This window comes from Sphingobium sp. PNB (assembly GCF_019873065.1).
GTDB lineage: Bacteria > Pseudomonadota > Alphaproteobacteria > Sphingomonadales > Sphingomonadaceae > Sphingobium > Sphingobium fuliginis.
This window is the reverse complement of record NZ_JAINEZ010000051.1, coordinates 1-25,275: the sequence shown is the minus strand read 5'-3', so window position 1 is coordinate 25,275 and position 25,275 is coordinate 1. Positions and strand designations below refer to the sequence as shown.

The window sequence follows — 25,275 nt, the reverse complement described above, 5'->3', positions numbered from 1 at the left end:
GCCGCTGGGTATAAGGGCGGCTTCGTGCAGACCTGATAACACTAACGGAAAAGGGACAACCTTTGACCGAACCGTCTGCCACGTTCCTGTTGTTCGGCGCCACCGGCGACCTGGCGCACAGGATGATCTTTCCCTCGCTCTACAATCTGCTGGCCGATGGCCTGCTGCCGGAGGATTTCCTGATCATCGCGTCAGGGCGTTCCGAATTCACCGACGAGCAGTTTCGCGCCGACATCGACAAGGCGCTGCGGAAATTCCTGGCCGCAGACCGTTATGACGCGGACATCGCGGAGCGGCTGCGCGACATCATCGTCTACCAGCCGGTGGAGGCAGGCAACGCCGCCCAGTTCAGGGCGCTGGCGGAACGGCTGGACGGGCGACTCGACAAGGGCGTGTCCGTCTATCTCTCCACGCCCCCTTCCCTCTTCGCGCCGACCGCGCAGGGGCTGGCCGAGGCGGGGCTGATCACGCCGAAGACACGAATCGCGATGGAAAAGCCGATCGGCAAGGATCTGGCCTCTTCCAAAGAGGTCAATGACGGCATCGGCGCGCTGTTCGCGGAGGACCAGATTTTCCGCGTCGACCATTATCTGGGCAAGGAAACGGTCCAGAACCTGCTCGCCCTGCGCTTCGGCAATGTGATGTTCGAACCGCTGTGGAACGCCACCGCCATCGATCATGTGCAGATCACCGTGGCCGAGACGGTGGGCCTGGAAGGCCGGGTTTCCTATTATGACGGCGTCGGCGCGCTGCGCGACATGGTGCAGAACCACGTCCTCCAGATCCTGTCGATCATCGCCATGGAGCCGCCCGCGCGGATGGACCCGACCGCCGTGCGCGACGAGAAGGTGAAGGCGCTCCGTTCGCTGCGCCCGATGACGGCCGAGACGGTGAAGACGCACAGCGTGCGCGGGCAATATACGCCCGGCGCGGTCGGTGGGCAGATCGTCACCGGCTATGCCGACGAACTGGGCAGGCCGTCCGACACCGAGACCTTCGTGGCGCTGAAGGCCCATATCGACAACTGGCGCTGGCAGGGCGTGCCCTTCTACCTGCGCACCGGCAAGCGCATGCCGACGCGCCAGTCGGAAATCCTGATCCAGTTCAAGCCGGTGCGCCATTCGATCTTCGGGCGCAATGGCGGGTCGGGTCTGGAGCCGAATACGCTCATCATCCGGTTGCAGCCGGAGGAATATATCCGCCTGCTCATCATGAGCAAAAGGCCGGGGCTGGAGCGCGAGGTGCATCTGGAGGAGGTGACGCTGGACGTGTCGCTGACCGCCGCCTTCGCCGGGCAGCGCCGCCGGATCGCCTATGAACGGCTGATCCTGGACCTGCTGGCGGGCGACGCCACCCTGTTCGTGCGCCGGGACGAGGTCGAGGCGCAATGGACCTGGATCGATTCGATCATCGACGGGTGGAAGGAGGCCGGGGTGAAGCCATCCTCCTATTCTTCCGGGAACTGGGGGCCGTCCTCAGCCATTGCCCTTATCGAACGAGACGGAGCGAGCTGGAATGACTGACCTTCATCCGGTGATCGAAAAGGTCACCGAACGCATCGTGAAGCGCAGCGCGGCTTCGCGCCTGAAATATCTGAGCCTGATCGAGCGCGGGCGGGACGCGGGCACCAACCGCGCCCAGCTTTCATGCGGGAATCTGGCCCATGGCTTTGCCGCGAGCGGCGAAGACAAGGCTGTCATCCGCACCGGCGCGGCGATGAATTTCGGCATCGTCACCGCCTATAACGACATGCTGTCGGCGCATCAGCCCTATGGCCGCTATCCCGAGCAGATCAAGCTGGCGGCGCGGGAGGTGGGCTGCACCGCGCAGGTCGCGGGCGGCATTCCGGCGATGTGCGACGGCGTGACACAGGGGCAGGCGGGCATGGACCTGTCGCTCTTTTCCCGCGACACCATCGCGCTGGGCACCGCCATCGCCCTGTCCCACGCCATGTTCGAGGGCGCGCTGCTGCTGGGCATCTGCGACAAGATCGTGCCGGGGCTGCTGATCGGGGCGCTGCGTTTCGGGCATCTGCCGACCATATTGATCCCCGCCGGGCCGATGCCGTCCGGCCTCGCCAACAAGGAGAAGGTGCGCATCCGCCAGCTCTATGCCGAAGGCAAGGTCGGCCGGGAGGAACTGCTGGAGTCCGAAAGCGCCAGCTATCACGGCGCAGGGACCTGCACCTTCTATGGCACGGCCAATTCGAACCAGATGATGATGGAGATGATGGGGCTCCACATGCCCGCCGCCTCCTTCGTGCATCCGGGCACAAAGCTTCGGCAGGAACTGACGCGGGCGGCGGTGCATCAATTGTCGCGCATCGGCTGGGACAGGGACGAACAACCCAATGACGATTATCGGCCGCTGGGGCATTGCGTGGATGAAAAGGCGATCGTCAACGCCATCATCGGCCTGATGGCGACCGGCGGATCGACCAATCATGCGATCCACCTGCCGGCCATCGCCCGGGCGGCGGGGATCGTCGTCGACTGGACCGATTTCGCGGAAATTTCCGATGTCGTGCCGCTGCTGGCGCGGGTCTATCCCAATGGATCGGGCGATGTGAACAATTTCCATGCGGCGGGCGGCATCAGCTATGTGATCCGCGAACTGCTCGGCAACGGGCTGCTGCATGGCGACATCCTCACCGTCGCGCGGCAGGGACTGGCCGATTATGGCAAGGAACCGGTGCTGGAGAATGACGCGCTGGTCTGGAAGGATGTGCCCGAATCGCGGGACCTGTCGATCCTCCGGCCGGTGTCCGACGCCTTCAATCCCGACGGCGGGATGCGATTGCTGGCCGGCAATCTTGGCCGCTGCGTCATGAAGGTGAGCGCGGTCGACCGGGAGCGCTGGACCATCGAAGCGCCCGCGGCGGTCTTCCACGATCAGGACGATGTGCTGCGCGCCTTCAAGGCCGGCGAACTGGAACGCGATGTCGTGGTCGTGGTGCGGTTCCAGGGACCAAGGGCGAACGGCATGCCCGAACTGCACAAGCTGACCCCGGCGCTGGGCGTGTTGCAGGATCGCGGCTTCCGCGTCGCGCTGGTGACGGACGGGCGCATGTCCGGCGCATCGGGCAAGGTGCCCGCGGCGATCCACCTGTCGCCGGAAGCGTTGGGCGGCGGCCCCATCGCCAAGCTGCGCGACGGCGACATGGTGCGGGTCTGCGCGGAGACGGGCCTGATCGAGGCGCTGGTCGACGCGGCGGAATGGGACGGCCGCGACACGCCCGCGCCGCCCCCCGCCCCCTATGATACGGGCCGCGAGCTGTTCGCGCTGTTCCGCCATCATAGCGATCTGGCGGAAAGCGGCGCATCGCCCATTCTGGCGGCCATGGAAACCGAAGTTTAGAACCGAAACATTCCCGTCCGCCCGAGATTTTCGGAGGAGCGCTTTTCCTGAGGAAGAGTGAAGGACTTCGACAGGCTCGGCCCGGACGGGAGGAGAGTAGCATGACCGAGATCATCGCAGCCGACATTGGCGGCACAAACGCCCGCTTCGCCCGCGCCAGACTGAATGCGCGCAATGTGCCCACGCTGGGCAAGGTGCGCAAATATAAGGTGGCCGATTATCCGACCCTCCAGGCCTGCTGGGCAGCCTTCGTCAAGGATGAGGGCGGCCATCTGCCCACATCCGCCTCCATCGCCTTTGCCACCGCGATCGGGCGCGAAGTCATCAAGCTCACCAACAGCGCATGGGTCATCCGGCCCGATACGCTGGACGAGGAACTGGGCCTCAGGCATCTGCGGCTGGTCAATGATTTCGAGGCGGTCGCCCATGCCGTGGCGCGCCTGCCGAAGGAGAATCTGCCGCTGCTGTTCGGGGAGGACAGGCCCTTTCCGCGCGACGGCGGGGTGACGATCCTTGGCCCGGGCACCGGGCTGGGCGTGGCGATGATCGCCTTCGACGACGGCGAGCCGCATGTGATCGCGACGGAGGGGGGGCATCTGGACTTCGCGCCGCTGGACCCGCTGGAAGAGAAGATCCTCGCCTATCTGCGCGACAAATTCCTGCGCGTGTCGACCGAGCGCATCGTGTCGGGACCGGGGCTCAACAACATCTACAAGGCGATGGCGACCATCGGCCATGATCGGGTCGTGCTGATGGAGGATGCCGAGCTTTGGCAGGCCGCCATCGACGGGACCGACGAATTTGCGCGCAGGGCGCTGGCGCGGTTCTGCATGTCCTACGGCTCGGTCGCGGGCGACCTGGCGCTGGCGCAGGGACCGCATACGGTGGTGCTGGCGGGCGGCCTGACCCAGCGGATGAAGGACATATTGCCGCAATGCGGTTTCCACCAGCGCTTCACCGCCAAGGGACGGTTCGAAAGCCTGATGAAGTCGGTGCCGATCCGGCTCGCCCTGCATGACGAAATCGGGCTGTACGGCGCCGCCGCGGCCTTTCGGGAGAAGAAATGATGGCGTTGAGCGTTGAACAGGTGATGGAACTGGCCCCGGTGATCCCGGTGCTGGTGGTGGACCGGGTCGAGGATGCGCTGCCGATCGCGCGGGCGCTGGTGAAGGGCGGGCTTCCTGCATTGGAAGTGACGCTGCGGACGCCGGCGGCGCTGGACGTGATCAGGGAGATGGCGAAGGTCGAGGGCGCCGTCGTCGGAGCGGGCACGGTGCTGAACCCGGCGCAACTGGACGCCGCGATGGAGGCGGGGGCGCGCTTCATCGTCAGCCCCGGCCTGACCGAGCCGCTGGGCAGGGCCGCGATCGCCGCGGGCATTCCCTTCCTGCCGGGCACGGCGACGGCGGGCGACATCATGCGCGGGCTGGACATGGGGCTGTCGCACTTCAAATTCTTCCCGGCGGAGACTTCGGGCGGGCTGCCCGCGCTGAAGGCCCTGGCCGCGCCGCTGCACATGGCGCGCTTCTGCCCGACCGGCGGGATCACGGCGGAAAGCGCGCCCAGATGGCTGGCGGAACCCGTCGTCAAATGCGTCGGCGGAAGCTGGGTCGTGCCCAAGGGGCCGGTCGATCCGGCGAAGATAGAGGCGCTTGCACGGGAAGCCGCCGCGCTGCCACGCTGAACTTGCCTCCCGGCGCGGCTCATCCTAGATGCGAAGCATGAATCCGCGTCGGCTGCTTCCTTCCCTGGCCCTGTTCCTGTCCGGTTGCGCCAGCACCTTTCAGGGCTATCCGTCCCTCGCCAAGCGGGCGATCGAGGACGCCCCCATGGCGGAGGCGGCGCCTGCGCCCTCCCCCGTCGCGCCCGAACCGGAGCTGGTCCAGAATGTCGACCGGCTGACGGCGCAGGCTCAGGCGGGCGGCACGGCATTCGACAAGGCCTGGCCGGCGGCGGACAGGGCGACGCGGGCAGCATCCGGCGCGGCGGTCTCCAGCGAGGCCTGGGTGGCGGCGCAGACGGCGCTCAGCGCATTGGAATCGGCGCGCAACGACAGCGTATCGGCGCTTGCGAGCCTGGACGTGCTCTTTGTCGAGCGCAGCAACGCGGCGGCCGAGGGGAAGGCCAGCGGCGGGATCGAGGCGATCGATGCGGCGCGGGCTTCCGCGCTGGCGATTGTCGATGGGCAGAACGACCGGCTGGACGTGCTCAAGGGGCGTCTGGCGCAGCCCTGATCCACCCGCAGCCCTGCTGATTCAATCGGGCGAAAGCGCCGCCTTCACCGCGCCCTTGTGCGCCTTTCCATTATGGACATAATGGTCGACGCCCTCCCGCATGTCGATCAGTACTTCGTCCGACAGGTCACGCATATATTTGGCGGGGCGGCCGGCCCAAAGCTGCCTGTGAGGCACCGTCTTCCCCGGAGAAAGCAGGGCCCCGGCCGCGAGCATGGCGTCGCTTTCCACCGTCCCGCCGCTCATGACGATGGCGCCCAGACCCACGAAGGCGCGGTCCTTCAATATGCAGCCATGAACCATCGCCAGATGCCCGATCAGCACGTCTTCCCCGATGATCGTGGGCCAGCCTTCGGACGGGCGGCCGTCGATATGGTCGCCGGGGCTGTCGCAATGCACGATCGAGCCGTCCTGGATATTGGTGCGGGCGCCGATATGGATGAAATTCACATCCGCCCGGATCACGCAATTATACCAGATGCTGACGTCGGGGCCGATCTCCACATCCCCGATGATGCGGCATCCCGGCGCGATGAAGGCGCTGGGGTGGATCTTCGGCGTCTTGCCGTTGAAGGGGATGATGGAGACTTCGGGATGATCGGTCATGTTCAGGCTCCCAGCAGCCGCGCCGCATGGAGCGCATGATAGGTGAGGACGCCCGAGCAGCCTGCCCGCTTGAACGCCAGCAGCGTTTCCAGCACCAGCGCGTCGCGGTCCCCCGCTCCCGCGGCGGCGGCGGCCTCCAGCATCGCATATTCGCCCGACACCTGATAGGCGAAGACGGGCACTTCGAACCGGTCTTTCACCCGGGCGATGATGTCGAGATAGGGCAGGCCCGGCTTCACCATCACGCTGTCGGCGCCTTCGGCAATGTCCAGCGCGACTTCGCGCAGCGCTTCCTCGCTGTTGGCGGGGTCCATCTGATAGGTCTTCTTGTTGCCCTTCAGCAGCCCGCTCGATCCGACCGCATCGCGGAACGGGCCGTAGAAGGCGCTCGCATATTTGGCGGCATAGGCCATGATCTGCACATTGGCATGGCCTTCCTGCTCCAGCGCCTCGCGGATCGCGCCGACGCGGCCATCCATCATGTCGCTGGGGGCGATGATGTCCGCGCCCGCCGCCGCCTGGTTCAGGGACTGGCCGATCAGCACGTCGATGGTCGCGTCGTTGACGACATAGCCCGCCTCGTCCAGCAGGCCGTCCTGGCCGTGCGCCGTATAGGGATCGAGCGCCACGTCGGTCAGGATGCCGATGTCGGGCACCGCATCCTTGATGGCGCGGATGGCGCGGCACATCAGGTTATCGGGATTGAGCGCCTCCGCCCCGTCATCGCTGCGGCGGTCGGCCTGCGTATTGGGGAAAAGCGCGAGGCAGGGAATGCCCGCCGCCTGCGCTTCCCTCGCACGCTCCACCATCAGGTCCACCGACCAGCGCGACACGCCGGGAAGGGAGCCGATCGGTTCCTCCACTTGCCTGCCCTCCGTGACGAACAGCGGCCAGATGAAGTCGCTGGGCGTGAGGCGGGTTTCGGCGTGCAACGCCCGGCTCCAGGCCGAGGCGCGGGTGCGGCGCAGACGAAGCGCCGGATAGGAGGCATGGGTCATGGCCGGGGGTTTAGGCCCCTGCCCTCGCCGGATCAAGCAGGAGGGACGCTATTTGGCGAAGCGGCGGAAGAAGCTGTCCTCGTTCCAGGCCGGGCGCTGCGGCGCATTGGCGACGCGCAGCGTGACGGCGGCGACATAGTCGTTGAGCTTCACCGATTCGGCCGGCATCACCGGCTGGTTCGCGTCGTCCCTGGGCGAATGGTAGATATTGGCGCGCCAGGCCCTTTCGACGGTCGCCTCCGGCGTGCCCGCCTTGAAGCCATATTTGAAGAACAGCGCGGGGATGCCCGCCCGGATGAAGCTGTACTGGTCCGACCGGATGAAGACGTTGCGGTCCGGGAAGGGATCGGGCGTGATCGGCAGGTTCATCGCCGCGCTTACCGCTTCGGCGTCCTTGCCAAGACTGCTCTGGTCATAGCCGATCGGCGTCACGCTGGTCAGCGGGAAGATCGGCAGGGCCATGTCGAAATTGAGGTCGGCCACCATCGTCCTTTGCGGCACGGTCGGACGGCGCGCGAAATAGCTGGACCCGAGCAGCCCCTTCTCCTCCGCCGTGACGATGGCGAAGAGGATCGACCGCCGGGGCTTCACTGTTCCGTTGCGAAGGGTCCGGGCGATTTCCAGCAGGCTCGCCACGCCCGATGCATTGTCGAGCGCCCCATTGTAGATCGCGTCCCCGTCGATCGGCGTGCCCACCCCATAGCCGTCGAGATGCGCGGACAGGACGACATATTCCCTGCTGAGCTGCGGGTCCGTCCCGGGCATGAGCGCGATGATGTTGGGCGAAGTCAAATCGGCGCGCCTCGCCGCCACCTTCGCGTCCAGCCGCTGGGCGAGCGGGAAGGACGGCACCGGGCCGGAACTGTCGGCGGCGGCGGCGATCTGCGCGAAATCATGGCCCGATCCGGCAAAGAGCAGCGCGGATTTGGCCGGGTCGAACTGGGCGTTGAGGAAGGGGGTCGCCGTATCCCGCAGGGCGGGGTCGCGGAAGAACAGGGCCGGCTGGCTGGCCAGCGCCATGCGCCGGTCCCACGGAATTTCAACCTGTTTCGGCGTCACGAGCTGGATCAGTCCAAGCGCGCCCTGCTTCGCCAGCCACGCCGCCCGCTCCGATCGGGCATGGGACTTCAGCGCGCCGGAGAGGGTCGCCGGTCCGCCCGAGACGACCACCACGATCCTGCCCTTGAGGTCCAGCCCGGCGAAATCGTCATGCCCCGCTTCCGGCAGGTGCAGACCGTAGCCGGCGAAGACCAGCGGGGCGCCGACGGTTTCCGGAGCGGGGCCGCCGCCCCCTGAAAAGATGATGTCGGCGGGCGCCGCCAGCGCGGTATGGCCGCCCGGCCCCGTCAGCGAAGCGCTGCTCTGCTGCGACAGGATCACCTGCTCGACGAAGGCGACGGGCTGTTTATAGCCGTCGGTCCCGGCCGGCTTCAGCCCAAGCGCCCGAAGCTGTCCGATCACATAATCAGCCGCCCTGTCATAGCCCGGCTTGCCCGTTCCCCGCCCTTCATAGCCATCGTCGGCAAGGGTGCGGACATGCTTCCACCAGGCTTCGCCCCGGTCGTCGGGCGCTGCCGGGGCCGCGATGCTGATCGAAGCCAGGAGGAGTCCGGAAATCCATTTGCGCATCAGCCACATGCCCCTTTTGAAAACCTGACGATCTTGCCTGATCCGGTGCGACGAACAAGGGGGCTTGGAACCGCTACGGCCCATCCCTATCAGGATCGGCAAAAGACTGGGAGATCGTCATGCCGCTGCCCCGTTCGCTCGCCCTGCCGGTCGCCATCATGCTATGGGCCGCCCCGGCGGCGGCGGCGACGCGCGGGTTCACCATCACCAGTTTCGACGCCATTCGCGTGGATGCGCCGGTGGAGGTGACGATCACCACCGGCGCGGGCGCTTCGGCGCGGGCGGATGGCGATCAGGCGGTGCTGGACCGGCTGAAGGTGGACGTATCCGGCCGCCTGCTTGCGGTGACGGTGGAGCGGGCGCGGCCCGGCGAGAAATCGGGCGGGCGGGCAGTGCTGCGGCTGTCGACCGGCGACCTCAGCCGCGTGGTGCTGACGGGCGGCGGATCGGTGTCGGTCAGCCGGATGAAGGGTCTGCGCGGTGAGATCGTGCTGGGGGGCAATGGCGATGTCAGCGTGGCGGCGGTGGATCTGGACCAGCTGAGCCTGGGAGTGGCCGGAGCCGGACGGGCGAACCTGTCCGGCCGGGCGGGCGTCGCGACCATCCGCGTCACTGGCCCCGGAGCGGTGATGGCGGAAGGCCTGCGGGTGCGGCAGGCCGCGGTGGCGAATGACGGCCCGGGAAATGTGGCGGTGACGGCAGAGGTTTCGGCCCGGGTTTCCGCATCCGGATCGGGCGATGTGACGGTGGCGGGGAAGGCCGCCTGCAGCGTCGACAATCGGGGGACGGGGCGGATCAGTTGCGGTGGGGAAGCCTATTAGGCGATGTGGATGAGTTCGGGATGCCGGGGGGTGGCCAGTGTAAGACCATCCTTCTCCCTTGAGGGAGAAGGATGGGAAGCCCTGGCGGCGGAGGAACCTAAGGCTGATCTGGATGAGGGGGAGCGGGCCCGCGGTCCGCGCGATCCGTTGGATCGCACCCCCTCACCCAGCTACGACTAGGCAGCAAGCTGCCAAGTCTGCGCAGCCCTCTCCCTCAAGGGAGAGGGATGAAGCGAGTGTACGCTTCCCGCCCAAATCAACTGGTCCGGGGAGTCCTGAATTTGTCCGCGCTGCCCAGGGCATCGGCTGCGTGGCGGGAAACGATCAGGGTTAGGCAAGTCTTTACTTCGCATGCGTTACGACGGCCCGGATATGGACTGCCGGATTAACTGATGCCTCGCCTCCTTGCCATTCTCCTTCTTTTCCTGTCGGCGGCCCCGCAACCCGCGGCGGCGCAGGTGGCCGTGGCCGACAGCGGCGATACGGCATGGTTGATGCTGTGCGGTCTGCTGGTGTTGCTGGCGGCGCTGCCGGGACTCGCGCTGCGTCATGCCGGTCTGGTCCATGTGCGCAACGCCCTGTCGATCGGCGTGCAGGGGCTGGTGGTGGCCGCCGGCGTTTCGCTGCTCTGGGCCCTTGTCGGCTACAGCCTGGCCTATGCGCCGGGGAGCGGGTGGCTGGGCGGCCGGGCGCATCTGTTGCTGGCCGATCTGGGGGCGCTGCGTGACGGGCTGACCGTGCCGGAATCCACCTTCGTGCTGTTCCAGATGGCCCTTGCGATCCTTGCCGCCGGCCTGCTGCCGGGCGCTGTGGCGGAAAGGGTGCGCCTGGGGTGGATGGCGCTGTTTGCGCTGCTCTGGCTGCTGCTGGTCTATGCGCCGGTCGTCCATTGGGTCTGGGGCGGCGGATGGCTCGCCAATCTGGGCGTCATGGATTTCGCGGGCGCGCTGGTCGTTCATTTGAGCGCGGGATTTTCCGCGCTCGCGCTGGTGCTGGTCGTGGGCAGGCGGCGCAGCGTTTCTGCCGGACATGCGCCGGTGCTGGGCGTATCAGGCGGGCTGCTGCTGTGGATCGGCTGGGCCGGCATAGTGGGCGGATGGTCCTTCGGCGCGACGGACAATGCCGCGACCGCCATTCTGAACGGCCATTTCGCCGCCTGCGCAGGCCTCTTCGGATGGATGCTGGTGGAACGGATCGACAAGGGGCATGTCACCGCCAATGGGCTGGTTTCCGGCGCATTGGCCGGGCTGGTGGCGATCTCCGCCTCCGGCGCTCTGGTAGGGCCGGGCGGCGCGATGGCCATCGGGCTGATCGCCGCCGTCATCTGCCGACTGGCAAAGGGATTATTGGGCGACCGCATCGACGACGCGGCGGATATTTTCGTGATCCACGGACTGGGCGGGCTGACGGGCGCGCTGTTGCTGCTTCCCTTCGTGCTGCCGGCGCTGGGCGGCGTCGGTTTCGCGGCGGGGATCAGCCTTGCCGGCGCCTTCTTGGCGCAGTGCATCGGCATCGCGGCGGTGGCGCTCTGGGCGATGGCGGGAGCGGCGATCATCGCGCTGATGCTGTCGGTCGTGACGCCCGCCCGGATCGGCGCGCGGGAAGAAGCGGAGGGGCTGGACATCGCCCGCCATGGACAGCAGGGCTGGGATTTCCGCTAGGCATGGGCGTCGCGGTCGGCATATTCGCGCATCAGGAGGAACGGCGGATCGGGCGTTGCCTTTCATCGCTGCCGCTAGACCGGGCCGACACCGTCTTCCATGTGCTGGTGAACGGATCGACCGATGCCACGGCAGGACGGGCGCGCGAAGCGGCCGCAGGACGGACGAATGTCATCGTCCACGATCTGGCCGCCGGGGGCAAGGCGCGCACCTGGAACCATTTCGTCCACCGCCTGCTGACCGGCGGAGAAGATGCCGTGATCTTCATGGATGGCGATGCGGAGATCCTTGCCGGGTCGATCGATGCGCTGGTATCGGACCTCGCGGCGCGGCCGGAGGCGAATGCGGCGGCGGGGATGCCGATGAACGGGCGGTCCGCGGACGCCTATCGCCGGACCCTGCGGGAGGAACGGGGATTGTTCGGCGATCTCTACGCCCTGTCGGGGCGCTTCTTGGCGGCGATCCGGCTCAGGGGCTTGCGGCTGCCCGAGGACCTGATCGGAGACGACGGTTTGGTGGCGGCATGGGCGCATACCGATCTGGGGCGCGATGCCGACTGGCGGCGGGAGCGCGTCCTGGCCTGCGAGGATGCCGGCTTTCGCTGTGAGGCGGTCAGCCTGTTGCGGCCCACCACCCTGCGCATGCAATATCGGCGGATGATCAATTATTCGGTGCGCTTTTTCCAGAACCGGATCATTTCCGACATCATGGGCCGGGATGGCGTGGACGGGCTGCCGGTGCGGATGGATGCGGTCTATGGGGAATGGTTGCCGCGCTTTGCGCCGCGCGCGCTGCCCGTGGGATGGTTCGACCGGAAGGCGTTGGCGCGCATGCGGGATTTTGCGCGGGGGAAGTAGAGCGTCGCTCTGAGCTTGGCTTAACGTGCTCCTGTGGGCACGTCGGGGACAGAAAAGGGCCGGAGAGGACAAACCCCCTCCGGCCCCTTTTCAAAGATGGCGGATGCCCCCTTAACGGTCGCGGGCCGCCAGTTCCTTGTTGATGTAGAGCGCCACCATCGTCGCCACCGCACCCGACAGCAGGTAGATGCCCGAGGCGGCCAGGCCGAATTTCACGGACAGCAACAGGGCCACCAGCGGCGCGAAGCCGGCGCCGACCAGCCAGGCCAGGTCCGACGTCAGGGCCGACCCGGTATAGCGCGCCTCGGTCGCGAAATTCGACGCGACGACGCCGGACGACTGGCCGAAAGCCAGCCCCAGCAGCATGAAGCCCAGGATCATGAAGGCGACCTCTCCCAGATCGCCGCCGTTCAGCAGCAGCGGCGCCATGATGCTGAAGATCGCGATGCCGAGCGCCGACCATGCCAACAGGGAGCGGCGGCCGATCTGGTCCGCGATGAAGCCCGAAACCACGATGGCCAGCAGGCCCACAGACGCGCCGATCATCTCGATGATCAGGAAGCGTTCCAGCGGCTGGTTGGTGAACAGCGCGACCCAGCTCAGCGGGAACACGGTGACCATGTGGAACAGCGCGAAGCTCGCCAGCGGAGCGAAGGCGCCGATGATGATGTTGCGCCCTTCCGCCTTGACCGTCGGCAGGATTTCGGACGGCTGAAGGTCCTTCTGCTCGAACAGGCGTTCGAATTCATGCGTCACCACGATACGCAGCCGGGCGAACAGCGCGACGACGTTGATCGCGAAGGCCACGAAGAAGGGATAGCGCCAGCCCCAGTCGAGGAAGTCCGCACGCGACAGCGTCAGCAGGAAGAAGGCGAACAGCCCGCTCGCCACCAGCAGGGCCAGCGGCGCGCCGAGTTGCGGCACCATGGCGTACCAGCCGCGCTGATGCTGCGGCGCGTTGAGCGACAGCAGCGACGCCAGCCCATCCCATGTGCCGCCCAGCGCGACGCCCTGCGCCGCGCGCAAGATGATCAGGACTAACGCAGCATAATGGCCAATCGTCGCATAACCGGGCATGAAGGCGATGGACGCGGTCGAGCCGCCGAGCAGGAACAGCGCGACGGTCAGCTTCGTTCCGCGCCCGTAGCGGCGATCGATGGCCATGAAGATCAGCGAACCGATGGGCCGCGTGATGAAGGCGACGGCGAAGATCGCGAAGGAATAGAGCGTGCCGGTCAGGGCATCCACATAGGGGAACACAAGGCTCGGGAACACGATGACCGAGGCGATGGCGTAAACGAAGAAATCGAAGAATTCGGAGGTGCGACCAATGATCACACCAATGGAAATATCACCCGGCGCGATCTTGTGGTCCCGCGCATTGATCAGGCGCGCATCATCCTCCAGCGATCGGGAGGTGAAGGTCATGGCCTGTGAACTCATAGGCATCCGCTCCTTGGCTAAGCCACCGGAACCCTCTTCTGTTCTGCCGGCGGCCACGGATAGGCAACATAGCAGAAAACCCGCAGAGTCTAAGCAGTATCCCACCGCTGAAGCATTTTTTGCATCTGCGCACAATGGGACAAATTGCCCACTGTTCGACTCCCTGCGGAAGCGGTAGGCGGCCCCCATGCCACACCCCATCCCCCTCGACCGAACCCGGATTTTCCGCTGGTCCGCTCCGATTCTGGCGCTGCCGCTGACGGCCTGCGACTGGGTCGTGATGAACCCGTCGGGCGATATTGCGGTGCAGCAGCGCGACCTGATCCTGATCTCGACCGCGCTGATGCTCCTCATCGTCGTTCCCGTCATGGCGCTCGTCGTCTTCTTCGCCTGGCGCTACCGCGCGGCGAACAAGGCCGCGGACAAGGATTATGACCCGGACTGGGACCATTCCACCAAGCTGGAACTGCTGATCTGGTCCGCGCCGCTGCTGATCATCATCTGCCTTGGCGCGCTGACCTGGGTCAGCACGCACAAGCTCGATCCCTATCGGCCGCTCGACCGCATCGACCCCAGGACGGCGATCGATCCCAGGGTGAAGCCGCTGACGGTCGAGGTCGTGGCGCTCGACTGGAAATGGCTGTTCATCTATCCCGAACTGGGCATCGCGACGGTCAACGAGCTGGCGCTGCCGGTCAATGTGCCGGTGCGGTTCGACATCACCGCCTCCACCGTGATGAACAGCTTCTACGTGCCTGAACTCGCCGGCCAGATCTATGCCATGCCCGGCATGAAGACCCAGTTGCACGCCGTCGCCAACCGGCCGGTGGCGGGCACCGGCATTTCCGCCAACTATTCGGGCGCGGGCTTCACCCACATGCGCTTCGCCTACCGGGCGCTGGACAGGGCCGGGTTCGATGCCTGGGCAGCCGGGGTGAAGGCCAGCCGCGCCCATCTCGATCGCGACGTCTATCTGACCCTGGCCAAGCCCAGCGAAAAGGCGCCGGTCGCCTATTTCTCCGCCGTCGACCCCCAGCTGTTCGATGCCGTGGTCAATCTGTGCCCCCGGCCCGGCCAGCGCTGCATGGGCGAGCTGATGCACGTCAACATGATGGGCGGCGCGGGCAAGGAATCGGCGCGCGACACCAAAGGTCTGCGCTACGACTTCCCCGACAGCCATGTGATCGAACAGTCGGACCGGAACAGGGGGCAGGAGACTGCTCCCGACGCACCGGCCGCGGACGGCGCGAAGGGCGCCGCGCAGGCACCGGGCGATCACTCTTCCCACAGCGGCGCTGACGCGCACGCGCAGCATCGGTAAGGCCCATGACTGGCACAATGACAACCGCACAGATGATCTTCGGTCGTCTGACATGGGACAGCTTCCCATGGCATGAGCCCATCGTCGTCGCGACCTTCGTCGCGGTGGTGCTGGGCGGCGCCGCCCTTGTCGCGGCGCTCACCTGGTTCCGGCTCTGGGGCTATCTCTGGAAGGAATGGTTCACCAGCGTCGATCACAAGAAGATCGGCATCATGTACATGGTGCTGGGCCTTATCATGTTCCTGCGCGGATTTGCCGACGCGATCATGATGCGCATCCAGCAGGCCTGGGCCTTCAACGGTTCGGAAGGCTATCTGAACGCCCATCACTATGACCAGGTGTTCACCGCGCACGGCGTCATCATGATCTTCTTCGTGGCGATGCCGTTCATCACCGGCCTGATGAACTACATCGTGCCGCTCCAGATCGGGGCGCGCGACGTCAGCTTTCCCTTCCTCAACAATTTCTCCTTCTGGATGACGACGGGCGGCGCCGTGCTGGTCATGATGTCGCTGTTCCTGGGCGAGTTCGCGCAGACCGGCTGGCTTGCCTATCCGCCGCTGTCGGGCCTTGCCTACAGCCCGGCGACGGGCGTCGACTACTATATCTGGGCGTTGCAGGTGGCGGGCGTCGGCACGACATTGTCCGGCATCAACCTGATCGCGACCATCGTGAAGATGCGCGCGCCGGGCATGTCGCTCATGAAGATGCCGGTGTTCACCTGGACCTCGCTCTGCGCGAACGTCCTGATCGTCGCCTCCTTCCCGATCCTGACCGCCACACTCGTCCTGCTGTCGCTCGACCGCTATGCCGGCACCGCCTTCTTCACCAATGATTTCGGCGGCAATCCGATGATGTACGTCAACCTCATCTGGATCTGGGGCCATCCGGAGGTCTATATCCTCATCCTGCCGCTGTTCGGCGTCTTCTCCGAAGTGGTCTCCACCTTCTGCGGCAAGCGCCTGTTCGGCTACACCTCCATGGTCTATGCGACCTGCACCATCATGGTGCTGTCCTACCTGGTGTGGCTGCACCACTTCTTCACCATGGGTTCGGGCGCCAGCGTCAACAGCTTCTTCGGCATCACGACGATGATCATCTCGATCCCGACGGGCGCCAAGCTGTTCAACTGGCTGTTCACCATGTATCGCGGCAAGATCCGTTTCGAGCTGCCGATGATGTGGGCGGTCGCCTTCATGCTGACCTTCACGGTCGGCGGCATGACCGGCGTGCTGCTGGCGGTTCCGCCCGCGGACTTCGTGCTGCACAACTCGCTGTTCCTGATCGCGCATTTCCATAATGTGATCATCGGCGGCGTGCTGTTCGGCCTGTTCGCGGCGATCAACTACTGGTGGCCCAAGGCCTTCGGCTTCAGGCTGAACGTCTTCTGGGGCAAGGTCAGCTTCTGGTGCTGGAACATCGGCTTCTGGCTGGCTTTCGGTCCGCTCTACGTGCTCGGCCTGATGGGCGTCACGCGCCGCCTGCGGGTGCTGGACGATCCGTCGCTGCAACCCTGGTTCGTCATCGCGGCGATCGGCGCCGCCATCATCGCCATCGGCATCGGCGCCATGCTGATCCAGTTCGCGGTGTCCATCTGGAAGCGCGACGAGCTTCGCGATCCGACCGGCGACCCCTGGGACGGCCGTACCCTGGAATGGGCGACCAGCTCGCCCCCGCCAGAGTATAATTTCGCCTTCACCCCCGTGGTGTACGATGGCGACACCTGGGCGGACATGAAGAAGAACGGCTATCAGCGTCCGCTGAGCGGCTACAGGCCGATCCACATGCCGAGCAGCACGGGCGCGGGCGTGATCCTGGCCGGGCTGGCGACGCTGTGCGGCTTCGCGCTCATCTGGTACATCTGGTGGCTTGCGGGGCTGAGCTTCATCGGCATCGTCGCCGTCGCCATCGGCCACACCTTCAACTACAAGCGCGACTTCTACATCCCTGCGGAGGATGTGACGCGCACCGAGGAAGAGCGCACGCAAATCCTCGCGGCGGGAGTCTGACACGCATGAGCAGCGCAACTGCACATAGGGAACCCCGGGCCTATCACCTGCCCGAGGAGCCGCACCTCCACGAAGGCCACAGCACCATGCTGGGCTTCTGGATGTATCTGATGAGCGACTGTCTCATCTTCGCCATCCTCTTCGCCACCTATGCGGTGCTGGGCGGCAGCTATGCCGGCGGGCCGGGGCCAAAGGACCTGTTCGACCTGCCCCTCGTCGCGCTCAACACCGCGATGCTGCTCTTCTCCTCGATCACCTATGGCTTCGCCATGCTGGCGATGGAGAAGAACAGGGTCAGCGCCACGCAGGGCTGGCTGGTCGTCACGCTGCTGTTCGGCGGGGCGTTCCTGTTCATCGAACTCTACGAATTCGCGCACCTCATCCATGAGGGCGCGGGTCCGTGGCGTTCGGCGTTCCTGTCCTCCTTCTTCACGCTGGTCGGAACGCACGGGCTGCACGTCACCTTCGGTTCGATCTGGCTGGTCACGCTGATGGTGCAGGTCGCGAAGAAGGGCCTGATCCCCGCCAACAAGCGGCGGCTGATGTGCCTGTCGATGTTCTGGCACTTCCTGGACGTCATCTGGATCGGCGTCTTCACCTTTGTCTATCTGATGGGAGTGCTCCGGTGAGCGATGCCGTCCATCCGCACGGTGGCCACGACCACCATCATGACGATCATCATGACGCCCATTCGCACGGCAGCTTCGGCAGCTACATGATCGGTTTCGGCCTGTCGGTGATCCTGACGGCCATTCCCTTCTGGCTGGTGATGAGCGGCGCGCTGAACGACCCGCAACTGACGGGCATCGTCATCATGGGCTTCGCCGCGGTCCAGGTCGTCGTCCACATGATCTACTTCCTGCACATGAACACCCGCGTCGAAGGCGGCTGGTCGTTCATGGCGATGATGTTGACGGTGGTGCTGGTCGTCATCGTCCTGTCCGGTTCCCTGTGGGTCATGTATCATCTGAATGCGAACATGATGCCGCACGCGCAGATGGAGATGGACATGGGTCCGACCCAGGAAATGCGCGTCATGCACAATATGAGCGAGATGCCGTGACAACGGCCCAAGACGGGGAGCGCTTCCGGCGCTCCCCGGCCTTTCCGATCGGCCTGACGCTGATCGCCCTCTTCTTTTTTGCCGGATTTTGCGCACTGGGCGCCTGGCAGGTCCAGCGCCTCGCCTGGAAGCGCGACCTGATCGCCCGCGTCGACGCGCGAATCCATGCCGCCCCCGTCCCCGCTCCCCGCATGGCCGCAAAGGCCGACGAATATCGGCGCGTCAGGATTTCGGGCCGTTTCCTCCATGACAAGGCCGCGCTGGTGCAGGCCGTCACGGTGCGCGGCGCCGGTTTCTGGGTGCTGACGCCGCTCGTCACTGATCGGGGCTTCACGGTCCTCGTCAATCGCGGCTTCGTGCCGCCCGACAGGCGGCGGGACTATATGCGTCCTCCGGGCGAATCGCGGATTTCGGGACTGCTGCGGCTCAGCGAACCGGGCGGCGGTTTCCTGCGCTCCAACGATCCGGCAAGCGACCGCTGGTTCTCCCGCGATGTGGCCGCCATCGCAGCAGCGCGCGGGATCGGGCGGCCGGTGGCCGATTATTTCATCGACGCCGATGCGGCGGCCGATCCCGGCGCCTTGCCTGTCGGCGGCCTCACCGTCGTCGCCTTTCCGAACAATCATCTGCAATATGCGATCACATGGTTCGCGCTGGCGGCAATGGTCGCGGGCGCGTACATATTCGTGATGCGCCAGGAGCGGAAAGACCGCCGGGGATGAACCGGAACCTGCCGATCAGCACCCTCTGGCAACCCAGCCAGTGGCCTGCCGACGCCGCGGGCCGCAAGAATCTGGCGCTGCTGGTGCAGTTGCGCTGGCTGGCGATCGCGGGGCAGCTCATCACCATCCTCGCCGTGCATTTCATCATGGGCATCCGCCTGCCCATCGCCCCGATGCTGCTGATCGCGGGCATGGCGATATTGATGAACGGCCTCAGCTTCGGCGCGCTGCGCAAGCGGACCGACGTGTCCCATGCCGAACTGTTCCTGTCGCTGCTGTTCGACGTGCTGCTGCTGACGGCGCAGCTCTATCTTTCAGGGGGGGCGACCAATCCCTTCATCTCGCTCTATCTGGTGCAGGTGGCGCTGGGGGCGGTGCTGCTCGACCGGTGGAGCATCTGGGGCATCGTCTTCGTCTCCGCGCTCTGTGCGGGGCTGCTGGCGCTGCATTACCGGCCGCTGGACCTGAACGGCGCGCTGGAAGGCCATTTGTTCGACCTGCATATCGTCGGCACATGGATATGCCTTACCATGATCGCCGTGCTGCTGGTGCTGTTCGTGCTGCCGGTGACGCGCAACCTCCAGGCGCGGGACGCCTATCTCGCCCGGTTGCGTCAGCAGGCGGCGGAGGAGGAGCATATCGTCCGCATGGGCCTGTTGGCGTCGGGCGCGGCGCATGAACTGGGCACCCCCCTCTCCCAGCTTGCGGTGGTGCTGGGCGACTGGCGGCACATGCCGGAGATCACGGCCCACCCCCCGCTGGTCGAGGAAGTGGCGGAGATGCAGGCGGCGGTCCAGCGCTGCAAGGAGATCGTCACCGGCATCCTCCTGTCCTCCGGCGAAGCGCGGGGCGAGGCGCCGGAAGTGACCAATGTGCGCGATTTCATAGAGGGCATCGCCATGGAGTGGCGCAGGGCGAATCCCGGCATGCCGCTGCGCTGCGATTTCGGGCCGCATGACTATCCCCGCATCGTGGCCGATCCGGTGATCCGGCAGGCGATCGGCAATCTGCTCGACAATGCGCGGGAGGCGGGCGCGACCTATATCGACCTGCTGGCGGGGCGCGACAGCAGTTCGCTCAACATCGCGGTGCGCGACAATGGCAGCGGCTTTTCGGAGGCGATGCTGGAGGATTTCGGCAAGCCCTATCGATCGAGCAAGGGCAAGGAAGGCCATGGCCTGGGCCTGTTCCTTGTGGTCAATGTGGTGCGCAAGCTGGGCGGCAGCGTCAGCGCGAGCAACGGCGCGGATGGCGGGGCGCTGATCCTGCTGCGGCTGCCGCTGGGCACGGTGGCGCTGGAAGAGGAGACGGCCCCATGACTGAGCGCCTGCTGGTGATTGTCGAAGATGACGAGGCGTTCGCCAGAACGCTCAAGCGCTCCTTCGAACGGCGCGGCTATACGGTGCTGGCGGCTGACAGCCATGCGGCGCTGGAAACGGTGCTGGCGGGCAGCAGGCCCGGCTTCGCCGTGGTCGACCTGAAGCTGGGCGCGGAATCCGGCCTCGTCTGCGTGCAGACATTGCATGCCCATGATCCGGCGATGGTGATCGTCGTCCTGACCGGCTTCGCCAGCATCGCGACGGCGGTGGAGGCGATCAAGCTCGGCGCGTCCAACTATCTCGCCAAGCCGTCCAACACCGACGACATAGAGGCGGCCTTCGCGCGTTCCGCCGGCGACCCTTCCACCCCCCTCGCGCCCCGCCCGACGTCGATCAAGACGCTGGAATGGGAACATATCCATGAAGTGCTGAAGGACAGCGACTTCAATATCTCCGAAGCGGCACGGCGATTGGGCATGCACCGGCGCACGCTGGCAAGGAAGCTGGCGAAGCGGCAGGTGGGTTGAAGAGGATATGGGGTGGATGGCGGTCGGCGCGGCCGTTGGCGGCAGGAGTTGATGCCCGCCATTGACCGGTTCGCGATTCGCCGGTCGCCACTGGCCGGTTCGCGGCTGGCCCAACAGGAACGCGCCCTGGGCGAACTCGACATAGCCGTCATGATGTCAGGAAATCTGGAGCGGGTGAAGGGAATCGAACCCTCGTCGTAAGCTTGGGAAGCTTCTGCTCTGCCATTGAGCTACACCCGCCGGGGTGAAACGCGGCTTAGCCTTTGATCCCAATGCCGTCAACGAGGTCGCAGCGGAGAATTTCAGAGATCGGCATAGGGCGCATCGCCATCGCGGGCCGGTATGGCGCCCCGGCGGCCGATATTCCAGCCGGCCAGGCGATGACCCGCAAGCGCCGCCTCGCGCGCCGAACGACCGGCGAGGCGGGCATGGAGATAGCCGCCGTTGAACGCATCGCCAGCGCCGCTCGAATCGACGACGGAGAGCCTGGCGGGCGGCGCGACGATCTGCCCATCCGCCAGACAGCCGTCGGCGCCCAGTTTCACCACGATCTCGCGGCCTTCGCCAGCGCCCCAGCGGCGGGCCGCATCCTCGGCATCGTCCGCCTCGCCCATTTCCACCTCATCGGCCAAAGTGGGCAGACCCATGTCGCTGAGCGCGATGGCACGGTCGCGCCAGTGGCGCGCGGTCGCGGCATCGGGCCAGAGCCGGGCGCGGTAATTGCCGTCGAACGCCACCTTGCCCCCCTTTGTGCGAACCGCCGCGCACAGGGCGAACAGCTTTTCGCGCGCCTCCCCGGACAATATCGCAAGCGTGATCAGGGAAAAATAGAGCAGTTCCGATCCAGCCGCTTCTTCCACCATGGCGGCGCTTTCCGGCAGGTCGAACATGCGCCTGGCGGCGGCCTCCCCCCGCCAATAGTGGAAGCTGCGTTCGCCCTGCGCATCGGTCTCTATCGCGTAAAGGCCCGGCAGCTTTCCCTCGGCGGAGAGCAGCAGCGACGTGTCGACGCCCTCTGCTTCCCAGGCTGCGCGCAGTTCAGCGCTCATCGGATCGGCGCCGATCGCGCTCGCAAAGCGCACATGGTCGCCACAACGGGCGAGATGGATCGCCGTGTTGATGACGTCGCCGCCATAGCGCAGGTTCCAGCCCCCGCCCGATCCAACCTGGCCCGAACCGAACCCGTCCGACGCGCGGCTCAGTTCCAGCATCGCTTCGCCCACGACGGTGATCCCTGCGGTCTTGCCCATATGCGTTCCGTCTTCCTGGCCATCCTTGCCGAAGGCGCCTCCTTGGCGCGGAGGGCACGGCGAAGTCAATGCCGCGCCCGGCCCGGCAGGCCGGACAATCGCTTTCGCAAGCGGAACGTCCGGAACGCATGCGCGTTGTGGACGACGAACATGTCAATTCGACGGGAACCCCTCATGAGCACGGCGGCACCGGAAGGATCTGGAAACCGCTTCGAGCTGCTGGTCCAGAACGTCACCGACTATGCCATCTACATGCTCTCCGCCAACGGCATCGTCGTCAGTTGGAATGCCGGCGCGCGGCGCTTCAAGGGCTATGAGGCCGATGAGATCATCGGTGAGCATTTCTCTCGCTTCTACACGCCGGAGGATCAGGCGGCCGGCCTGCCCGCGCTCGCGCTGGACACCGCCGAAAATGCCGGCCGGTTCGAGGCGGAGGGATGGCGCGTGCGCAAGGACGGCTCCCGCTTCTGGGCGCATGTCATCATCGATCCCATCCGCGAACCCGGCGGCCAGCTTATCGGCTTCGCCAAGGTCACTCGCGACCTGACCGAACGCCGCGCGGCGGAGGAGGAATTGCGCCGCAGCGAGGAACGGTTCCGCCTGCTGGTGCAGGGCGTGACCGACTATGCCATCTACATGCTCGACCCCATGGGGACGATCACGAGCTGGAATCCGGGGGCCGAACGCTTCAAGGGCTATACGACCGAAGAGATATTGGGCCAGAATTTCGCGCGCTTCTATTCGGAAGAGGACCGCATGGCCGGCCTGCCATCCCGGGCGCTGGACACGGCGGCGCGCGAAGGCCGGTTCGAGGCGGAGGGATGGCGCATCCGCAAGGACGGCTCCCGCTTCTGGGCGCATGTCATCATCGATACGATCCGTAGCGCCGCCGGCGAACTGATCGGCTTCGCCAAGATAACGCGCGACCTCACCGAACGGCGGGAGACGCAACTGGCGCTCGAAGAAGCGCGGGAGGCGGTGTTCCAGGCGCAGAAGATGGAGGCCATCGGCAAGCTGACGGGCGGTGTCGCCCATGATTTCAACAATCTGCTGGCCGTGATCGTCGGCAGTCTGGACCTGGCGCGGCAGCGGCTGGCGACCGGGGCGGACGTGTCCCGCTATATCGACAATGCGATGACGGCGGCGGAACGCGGGGCGACGCTGACGCAGCGCATGCTGGCCTTTGCGCGCAAGCAGGAACTGAAGTTGCGGAGCGTCGATTGCGTGGCGCTGGTGCGGGACATGGCCGACCTCCTGAAGACGACGCTGGGCGGCGGGATCGCCATCGAAACCCGCTTTCCCCTGCACCTGAGCGCCGCCCATGCCGATCCGGCCCAGCTTGAACTGGCGCTGCTCAATCTGGCGGTGAACGCCAGGGACGCCATGTCCGGCGACGGACGGATCATCATAGAAGGGGCGGAGGCCACTCTGCCCAAGGCGCAACGCCCCGGACTGGAGGGCGGCCCCTATGTGCGGCTGTCCGTCATCGATGAGGGCGAGGGCATGGACGCAGCGACGCTGGAGCGGGCGCGCGAACCCTTCTTCACGACAAAGGGCGTCGGCAAGGGCACGGGCCTTGGCCTGTCGATGGTGCACGGCTTTGCCGAACAATGCGGCGGTTCCCTGACCATCGTCAGCGAACCGGGCCAGGGAACCACGGTGTCGCTGTGGCTGCCGATGGCGCCCGCCGAACCGGCGGAGGTGGCCGTGGCCGACATTCCCGATGCCCTTGCCCTGGCGCTGACGGAGCCGCTGGTGATCCTGGCCGTCGACGATGACGATCTGGTGCTGACCAACACCGCGGGCATGCTGGAGGAACTGGGGCACACGGTATTCCAGGCGACGTCGGGACCGGATGCGCTGCGCATATTGGAACAGGGCAGCGTCGACCTGGTGATCAGCGACTATGCGATGCCGGGCATGACCGGCACGCAGCTGGCCGACGAGATCGAGCAAAGGCTGCCCGGCCTGCCGGTGGTCATCATCACGGGTTTTGCCGAACTGCCGCCGAACATGACGCAACGGCCCCGACTGGACAAGCCGTTCAAGCAGGCGGAATTGGCGCGCATCGTGACCGCGGTGGCGCAGGACCACCAGAAGCTCGTCAGGCTGGCCGCCCATCCGGACGATCTGTAGAGCGGCGATCTTTACCAAAGCTTGACGAAACAGGCGTAAAACAGGGATTTTCCTGTTCTCGCCCCTTGCATGCGCCGGGGAGTTCGCCAAAGAGACATGAACCTTGTCCCTCCCCTGTCCACCCGCTCGCAGGATCGCATGAACACGCAAGCCGCGCCGACTTCCCATTTCTACACGTCGCTGCGGATGCGCCTGCACTATCTGGACTGGGGCAACAGCGCCGCGCCGACGCTGGTTCTGGTGCATGGCGGCTTCGACCATTCGCGGAGCTGGGACTGGACGGCACGGGCGCTGGCGAAGGATTATCACGTCGTCGCGCCCGACCTGCGCGGCCATGGCGACAGCGCCTGGTCGGCCGAGGGTTCCTACATGATGGCGAACTATGTCTACGACCTGGCGCAGTTGATCGAGCAACTGGGCCGGGAGCCGGTGATATTGGTCGGCCATTCGCTGGGCGGATCGATCGCGCTGCGCTATGCCGGGCTGTTCCCGGAAAAGGTCGCCAGGATCGTCGCCATAGAGGGACTGGGCCTGTCGCCGGGCCGGATCGAGGAACAGTCGCAAAAGGCCGAGCCCGACCTATGGCTGCAATGGATCGAGAAGCGGCGGAACCGGGCGCGTCAGGCACGGCGGCATTATCCGACCCTGGAGGCAGCCGTCGCGCGCATGCGGGAACGCAACGACCATCTGTCGGTCGAACAGGCGATGCACCTCACCATCCACGGCGTCAATCGCAACGAGGATGGCAGCTATCGCTGGAAATTCGACCCCTATCTGCACGATGCGGCGCCCCAGGCCTGGTCGGACATGGACCTGCCGCAATTCTGGAAGCGGATCACATGCCCGACGCTGCTGTGCCTTGGGCTGGATAGCTGGGCGTCCAATCCAGTGAAGGATGGGCGCGCCGCGCATTTCCGGGATGCCCGGCTGGTCGAATTCGCGGATGCCGGTCATTGGCTGCACCATGACCAGTTCGACCGCTTCATCGCGGAACTGCGCGCCTTCCTGTGACCCGGCCATTCCGAATTTCGACCCTCACCCCGGCAAAGCCGGGATGAGGGTATGAAGGGCGCCGCCTGGAGCCAATCGACATTCAGATGATGACGAGCCGAGCCGAAGGCCACCGAAGGTAAAATGGTGGTTTTCCGTGACCCGGAGCGCAGCCTGGTCAAAATAGGTGAGCACCGGAAGCACGGAAAAGCGTCATTTGCAGGCCGTCAGGGCTGAATGTCGATTGGCTCTAGGCAGTAGTGACGATTTAATCATTTGAGCCATAGCATGATGCTGGCGAGTTTGACGAAGCCGAGGAAGTTTGCGGCGAG

At 65.8% G+C, this 25,275-nt stretch carries 23 protein-coding genes and 1 tRNA gene; 18 read left to right on the top strand and 6 right to left on the bottom strand.

Annotation, left to right across the window (positions count from 1 at the left end; genetic code table 11):
* Positions 1 to 62: 62 nt before the first annotated feature.
* The 5 genes from zwf to K7W03_RS16785 all read left to right on the top strand — a co-directional run bounded on the left by zwf (position 63) and on the right by K7W03_RS16785 (position 5,591).
* Positions 63 to 1,523 carry a glucose-6-phosphate dehydrogenase gene (zwf, locus tag K7W03_RS16805; RefSeq protein ID WP_048577725.1) on the top strand — a complete coding sequence of 487 codons (1,461 nt, stop codon included), beginning with the start codon at positions 63 to 65 and terminating at the stop codon, positions 1,521 to 1,523.
* On the top strand, positions 1,516 to 3,357 hold the full coding sequence (gene edd / locus K7W03_RS16800; RefSeq protein WP_222886851.1) for a phosphogluconate dehydratase: 1,842 nt from the start codon (positions 1,516 to 1,518) through the stop codon (positions 3,355 to 3,357). Before zwf ends, edd begins: the two co-directional genes overlap by 8 nt.
* Before the next feature lie 101 nt (positions 3,358 to 3,458).
* Positions 3,459 to 4,424, top strand: coding sequence for a glucokinase (gene glk, locus K7W03_RS16795; RefSeq protein WP_044662476.1), 966 nt, complete (start codon positions 3,459 to 3,461; stop codon positions 4,422 to 4,424).
* Positions 4,424 to 5,041, top strand: coding sequence for a bifunctional 4-hydroxy-2-oxoglutarate aldolase/2-dehydro-3-deoxy-phosphogluconate aldolase (eda, locus tag K7W03_RS16790; RefSeq protein WP_048577723.1), 618 nt, complete (start codon positions 4,424 to 4,426; stop codon positions 5,039 to 5,041). Before glk ends, eda begins: the two co-directional genes overlap by 1 nt.
* A gap of 37 nt (positions 5,042 to 5,078) precedes the next feature.
* On the top strand, positions 5,079 to 5,591 hold the full coding sequence (locus K7W03_RS16785) for a hypothetical protein (RefSeq protein WP_222886850.1): 513 nt from the start codon (positions 5,079 to 5,081) through the stop codon (positions 5,589 to 5,591).
* A gap of 21 nt (positions 5,592 to 5,612) precedes the next feature.
* On the opposite strand, the gene K7W03_RS16780 is transcribed toward K7W03_RS16785, so the two are convergent.
* Genes K7W03_RS16780 through K7W03_RS16770 form a run of 3 tightly spaced genes read right to left on the bottom strand, consistent with a single transcriptional unit; the run spans position 5,613 to position 8,824 of the window.
* Positions 5,613 to 6,197 carry a gamma carbonic anhydrase family protein gene (locus K7W03_RS16780; RefSeq protein WP_025551384.1) on the bottom strand — a complete coding sequence of 195 codons (585 nt, stop codon included), beginning with the start codon at positions 6,195 to 6,197 and terminating at the stop codon, positions 5,613 to 5,615.
* 2 nt (positions 6,198 to 6,199) lie between these two features.
* Positions 6,200 to 7,195: a porphobilinogen synthase gene (gene hemB / locus K7W03_RS16775; protein WP_061939723.1), complete on the bottom strand. Its 996-nt coding sequence runs from the start codon at positions 7,193 to 7,195 to the stop codon at positions 6,200 to 6,202.
* A 48-nt stretch (positions 7,196 to 7,243) separates the two neighbouring features.
* The gene (locus K7W03_RS16770) at positions 7,244 to 8,824 is read right to left on the bottom strand and encodes a M28 family metallopeptidase (protein ID WP_222886849.1); all 1,581 of its coding nucleotides are present in this window, start codon (positions 8,822 to 8,824) and stop codon (positions 7,244 to 7,246) included.
* A 119-nt stretch (positions 8,825 to 8,943) separates the two neighbouring features.
* Here K7W03_RS16770 and K7W03_RS16765 point away from each other — a divergent pair, with 119 nt between their 5' ends.
* From K7W03_RS16765 to K7W03_RS16755, 3 genes are all read left to right on the top strand, one after another.
* Positions 8,944 to 9,645, top strand: coding sequence for a GIN domain-containing protein (locus tag K7W03_RS16765; RefSeq protein ID WP_044662478.1), 702 nt, complete (start codon positions 8,944 to 8,946; stop codon positions 9,643 to 9,645).
* A 392-nt stretch (positions 9,646 to 10,037) separates the two neighbouring features.
* The gene (locus tag K7W03_RS16760) at positions 10,038 to 11,306 is read left to right on the top strand and encodes an ammonium transporter (protein ID WP_222886848.1); all 1,269 of its coding nucleotides are present in this window, start codon (positions 10,038 to 10,040) and stop codon (positions 11,304 to 11,306) included.
* A gap of 2 nt (positions 11,307 to 11,308) precedes the next feature.
* The gene (locus K7W03_RS16755) at positions 11,309 to 12,163 is read left to right on the top strand and encodes a glycosyltransferase family A protein (RefSeq protein WP_222886847.1); all 855 of its coding nucleotides are present in this window, start codon (positions 11,309 to 11,311) and stop codon (positions 12,161 to 12,163) included.
* A gap of 111 nt (positions 12,164 to 12,274) precedes the next feature.
* On the opposite strand, the gene K7W03_RS16750 is transcribed toward K7W03_RS16755, so the two are convergent.
* Positions 12,275 to 13,606, bottom strand: coding sequence for an MFS transporter (locus K7W03_RS16750; RefSeq protein WP_222886846.1), 1,332 nt, complete (start codon positions 13,604 to 13,606; stop codon positions 12,275 to 12,277).
* Between the two features lie 187 nt (positions 13,607 to 13,793).
* Here K7W03_RS16750 and cyoA point away from each other — a divergent pair, with 187 nt between their 5' ends.
* Genes cyoA through K7W03_RS16710 form a run of 8 tightly spaced genes read left to right on the top strand, consistent with a single transcriptional unit; the run spans position 13,794 to position 20,768 of the window.
* Positions 13,794 to 14,927 (top strand): ubiquinol oxidase subunit II, encoded by a 1,134-nt coding sequence (cyoA, locus tag K7W03_RS16745; RefSeq protein WP_222886845.1) that lies wholly within the window; start codon positions 13,794 to 13,796, stop codon positions 14,925 to 14,927.
* A 5-nt stretch (positions 14,928 to 14,932) separates the two neighbouring features.
* Entirely contained in the window at positions 14,933 to 16,936 is a 2,004-nt protein-coding gene (cyoB, locus tag K7W03_RS16740) for a cytochrome o ubiquinol oxidase subunit I (RefSeq protein WP_044662483.1), read from the top strand.
* A gap of 5 nt (positions 16,937 to 16,941) precedes the next feature.
* Positions 16,942 to 17,565, top strand: a complete 624-nt coding sequence (gene cyoC, locus K7W03_RS16735; protein ID WP_025551291.1) for a cytochrome o ubiquinol oxidase subunit III — start codon at positions 16,942 to 16,944, stop codon at positions 17,563 to 17,565.
* A complete protein-coding gene (gene cyoD, locus K7W03_RS16730; RefSeq protein ID WP_025551292.1) occupies positions 17,562 to 17,999 on the top strand; it encodes a cytochrome o ubiquinol oxidase subunit IV in 438 nt (145 codons plus the stop codon). The genes cyoC and cyoD overlap by 4 nt, the downstream gene beginning before the upstream one ends.
* Positions 17,996 to 18,721 carry an SURF1 family protein gene (locus K7W03_RS16725; protein WP_222886844.1) on the top strand — a complete coding sequence of 242 codons (726 nt, stop codon included), beginning with the start codon at positions 17,996 to 17,998 and terminating at the stop codon, positions 18,719 to 18,721. The genes cyoD and K7W03_RS16725 overlap by 4 nt, the downstream gene beginning before the upstream one ends.
* Positions 18,718 to 20,040: an ATP-binding protein gene (locus tag K7W03_RS16720; RefSeq protein WP_025551295.1), complete on the top strand. Its 1,323-nt coding sequence runs from the start codon at positions 18,718 to 18,720 to the stop codon at positions 20,038 to 20,040. Before K7W03_RS16725 ends, K7W03_RS16720 begins: the two co-directional genes overlap by 4 nt.
* Positions 20,037 to 20,567, top strand: a complete 531-nt coding sequence (locus tag K7W03_RS16715) for a response regulator transcription factor (protein WP_044662486.1) — start codon at positions 20,037 to 20,039, stop codon at positions 20,565 to 20,567. The genes K7W03_RS16720 and K7W03_RS16715 overlap by 4 nt, the downstream gene beginning before the upstream one ends.
* Before the next feature lie 51 nt (positions 20,568 to 20,618).
* Entirely contained in the window at positions 20,619 to 20,768 is a 150-nt protein-coding gene (locus K7W03_RS16710) for a hypothetical protein (RefSeq protein WP_222886843.1), read from the top strand.
* On the opposite strand, the gene K7W03_RS16705 is transcribed toward K7W03_RS16710, so the two are convergent.
* Both K7W03_RS16705 and K7W03_RS16700 read right to left on the bottom strand, forming a co-directional pair.
* Positions 20,734 to 20,807, bottom strand: a tRNA-Gly gene (locus K7W03_RS16705). The genes K7W03_RS16710 and K7W03_RS16705 overlap by 35 nt on opposite strands.
* A 62-nt stretch (positions 20,808 to 20,869) precedes the next feature.
* Positions 20,870 to 21,817, bottom strand: coding sequence for a sugar kinase (locus tag K7W03_RS16700; protein ID WP_222886842.1), 948 nt, complete (start codon positions 21,815 to 21,817; stop codon positions 20,870 to 20,872).
* A gap of 174 nt (positions 21,818 to 21,991) precedes the next feature.
* Between K7W03_RS16700 and K7W03_RS16695 the strand changes: the two genes are divergently transcribed.
* Both K7W03_RS16695 and K7W03_RS16690 read left to right on the top strand, forming a co-directional pair.
* On the top strand, positions 21,992 to 23,953 hold the full coding sequence (locus tag K7W03_RS16695) for a PAS domain-containing sensor histidine kinase (protein ID WP_222886841.1): 1,962 nt from the start codon (positions 21,992 to 21,994) through the stop codon (positions 23,951 to 23,953).
* A gap of 138 nt (positions 23,954 to 24,091) precedes the next feature.
* Positions 24,092 to 24,964: an alpha/beta fold hydrolase gene (locus K7W03_RS16690; protein ID WP_044662489.1), complete on the top strand. Its 873-nt coding sequence runs from the start codon at positions 24,092 to 24,094 to the stop codon at positions 24,962 to 24,964.
* Positions 24,965 to 25,275 lie beyond the last annotated feature (311 nt).

Bases quoted from the DNA above. Each gene is read 5' to 3' on its own strand.
- K7W03_RS16765 (WP_044662478.1), top strand. From the start codon at position 8,944: ATGCCGCTGCCCCGTTCGCTCGCCCTGCCGGTCGCCATCATGCTATGG.
- glk (WP_044662476.1), top strand. From the start codon at position 3,459: ATGACCGAGATCATCGCAGCCGACATTGGCGGCACAAACGCCCGCTTC.
- K7W03_RS16770 (WP_222886849.1), bottom strand. From the start codon at position 8,824: ATGCGCAAATGGATTTCCGGACTCCTCCTGGCTTCGATCAGCATCGCG.
- K7W03_RS16750 (WP_222886846.1), bottom strand. From the start codon at position 13,606: ATGAGTTCACAGGCCATGACCTTCACCTCCCGATCGCTGGAGGATGAT.
- cyoB (WP_044662483.1), top strand. From the start codon at position 14,933: ATGACTGGCACAATGACAACCGCACAGATGATCTTCGGTCGTCTGACA.
- K7W03_RS16760 (WP_222886848.1), top strand. From the start codon at position 10,038: ATGCCTCGCCTCCTTGCCATTCTCCTTCTTTTCCTGTCGGCGGCCCCG.
- K7W03_RS16695 (WP_222886841.1), top strand. From the start codon at position 21,992: ATGAGCACGGCGGCACCGGAAGGATCTGGAAACCGCTTCGAGCTGCTG.
- cyoC (WP_025551291.1), top strand. From the start codon at position 16,942: ATGAGCAGCGCAACTGCACATAGGGAACCCCGGGCCTATCACCTGCCC.
- K7W03_RS16720 (WP_025551295.1), top strand. From the start codon at position 18,718: ATGAACCGGAACCTGCCGATCAGCACCCTCTGGCAACCCAGCCAGTGG.
- K7W03_RS16780 (WP_025551384.1), bottom strand. From the start codon at position 6,197: ATGACCGATCATCCCGAAGTCTCCATCATCCCCTTCAACGGCAAGACG.
- K7W03_RS16755 (WP_222886847.1), top strand. From the start codon at position 11,309: ATGGGCGTCGCGGTCGGCATATTCGCGCATCAGGAGGAACGGCGGATC.
- cyoA (WP_222886845.1), top strand. From the start codon at position 13,794: ATGCCACACCCCATCCCCCTCGACCGAACCCGGATTTTCCGCTGGTCC.
- K7W03_RS16710 (WP_222886843.1), top strand. From the start codon at position 20,619: ATGCCCGCCATTGACCGGTTCGCGATTCGCCGGTCGCCACTGGCCGGT.
- edd (WP_222886851.1), top strand. From the start codon at position 1,516: ATGACTGACCTTCATCCGGTGATCGAAAAGGTCACCGAACGCATCGTG.
- K7W03_RS16690 (WP_044662489.1), top strand. From the start codon at position 24,092: ATGAACACGCAAGCCGCGCCGACTTCCCATTTCTACACGTCGCTGCGG.
- K7W03_RS16700 (WP_222886842.1), bottom strand. From the start codon at position 21,817: ATGGGCAAGACCGCAGGGATCACCGTCGTGGGCGAAGCGATGCTGGAA.
- K7W03_RS16715 (WP_044662486.1), top strand. From the start codon at position 20,037: ATGACTGAGCGCCTGCTGGTGATTGTCGAAGATGACGAGGCGTTCGCC.
- eda (WP_048577723.1), top strand. From the start codon at position 4,424: ATGGCGTTGAGCGTTGAACAGGTGATGGAACTGGCCCCGGTGATCCCG.
- K7W03_RS16785 (WP_222886850.1), top strand. From the start codon at position 5,079: ATGAATCCGCGTCGGCTGCTTCCTTCCCTGGCCCTGTTCCTGTCCGGT.
- hemB (WP_061939723.1), bottom strand. From the start codon at position 7,195: ATGACCCATGCCTCCTATCCGGCGCTTCGTCTGCGCCGCACCCGCGCC.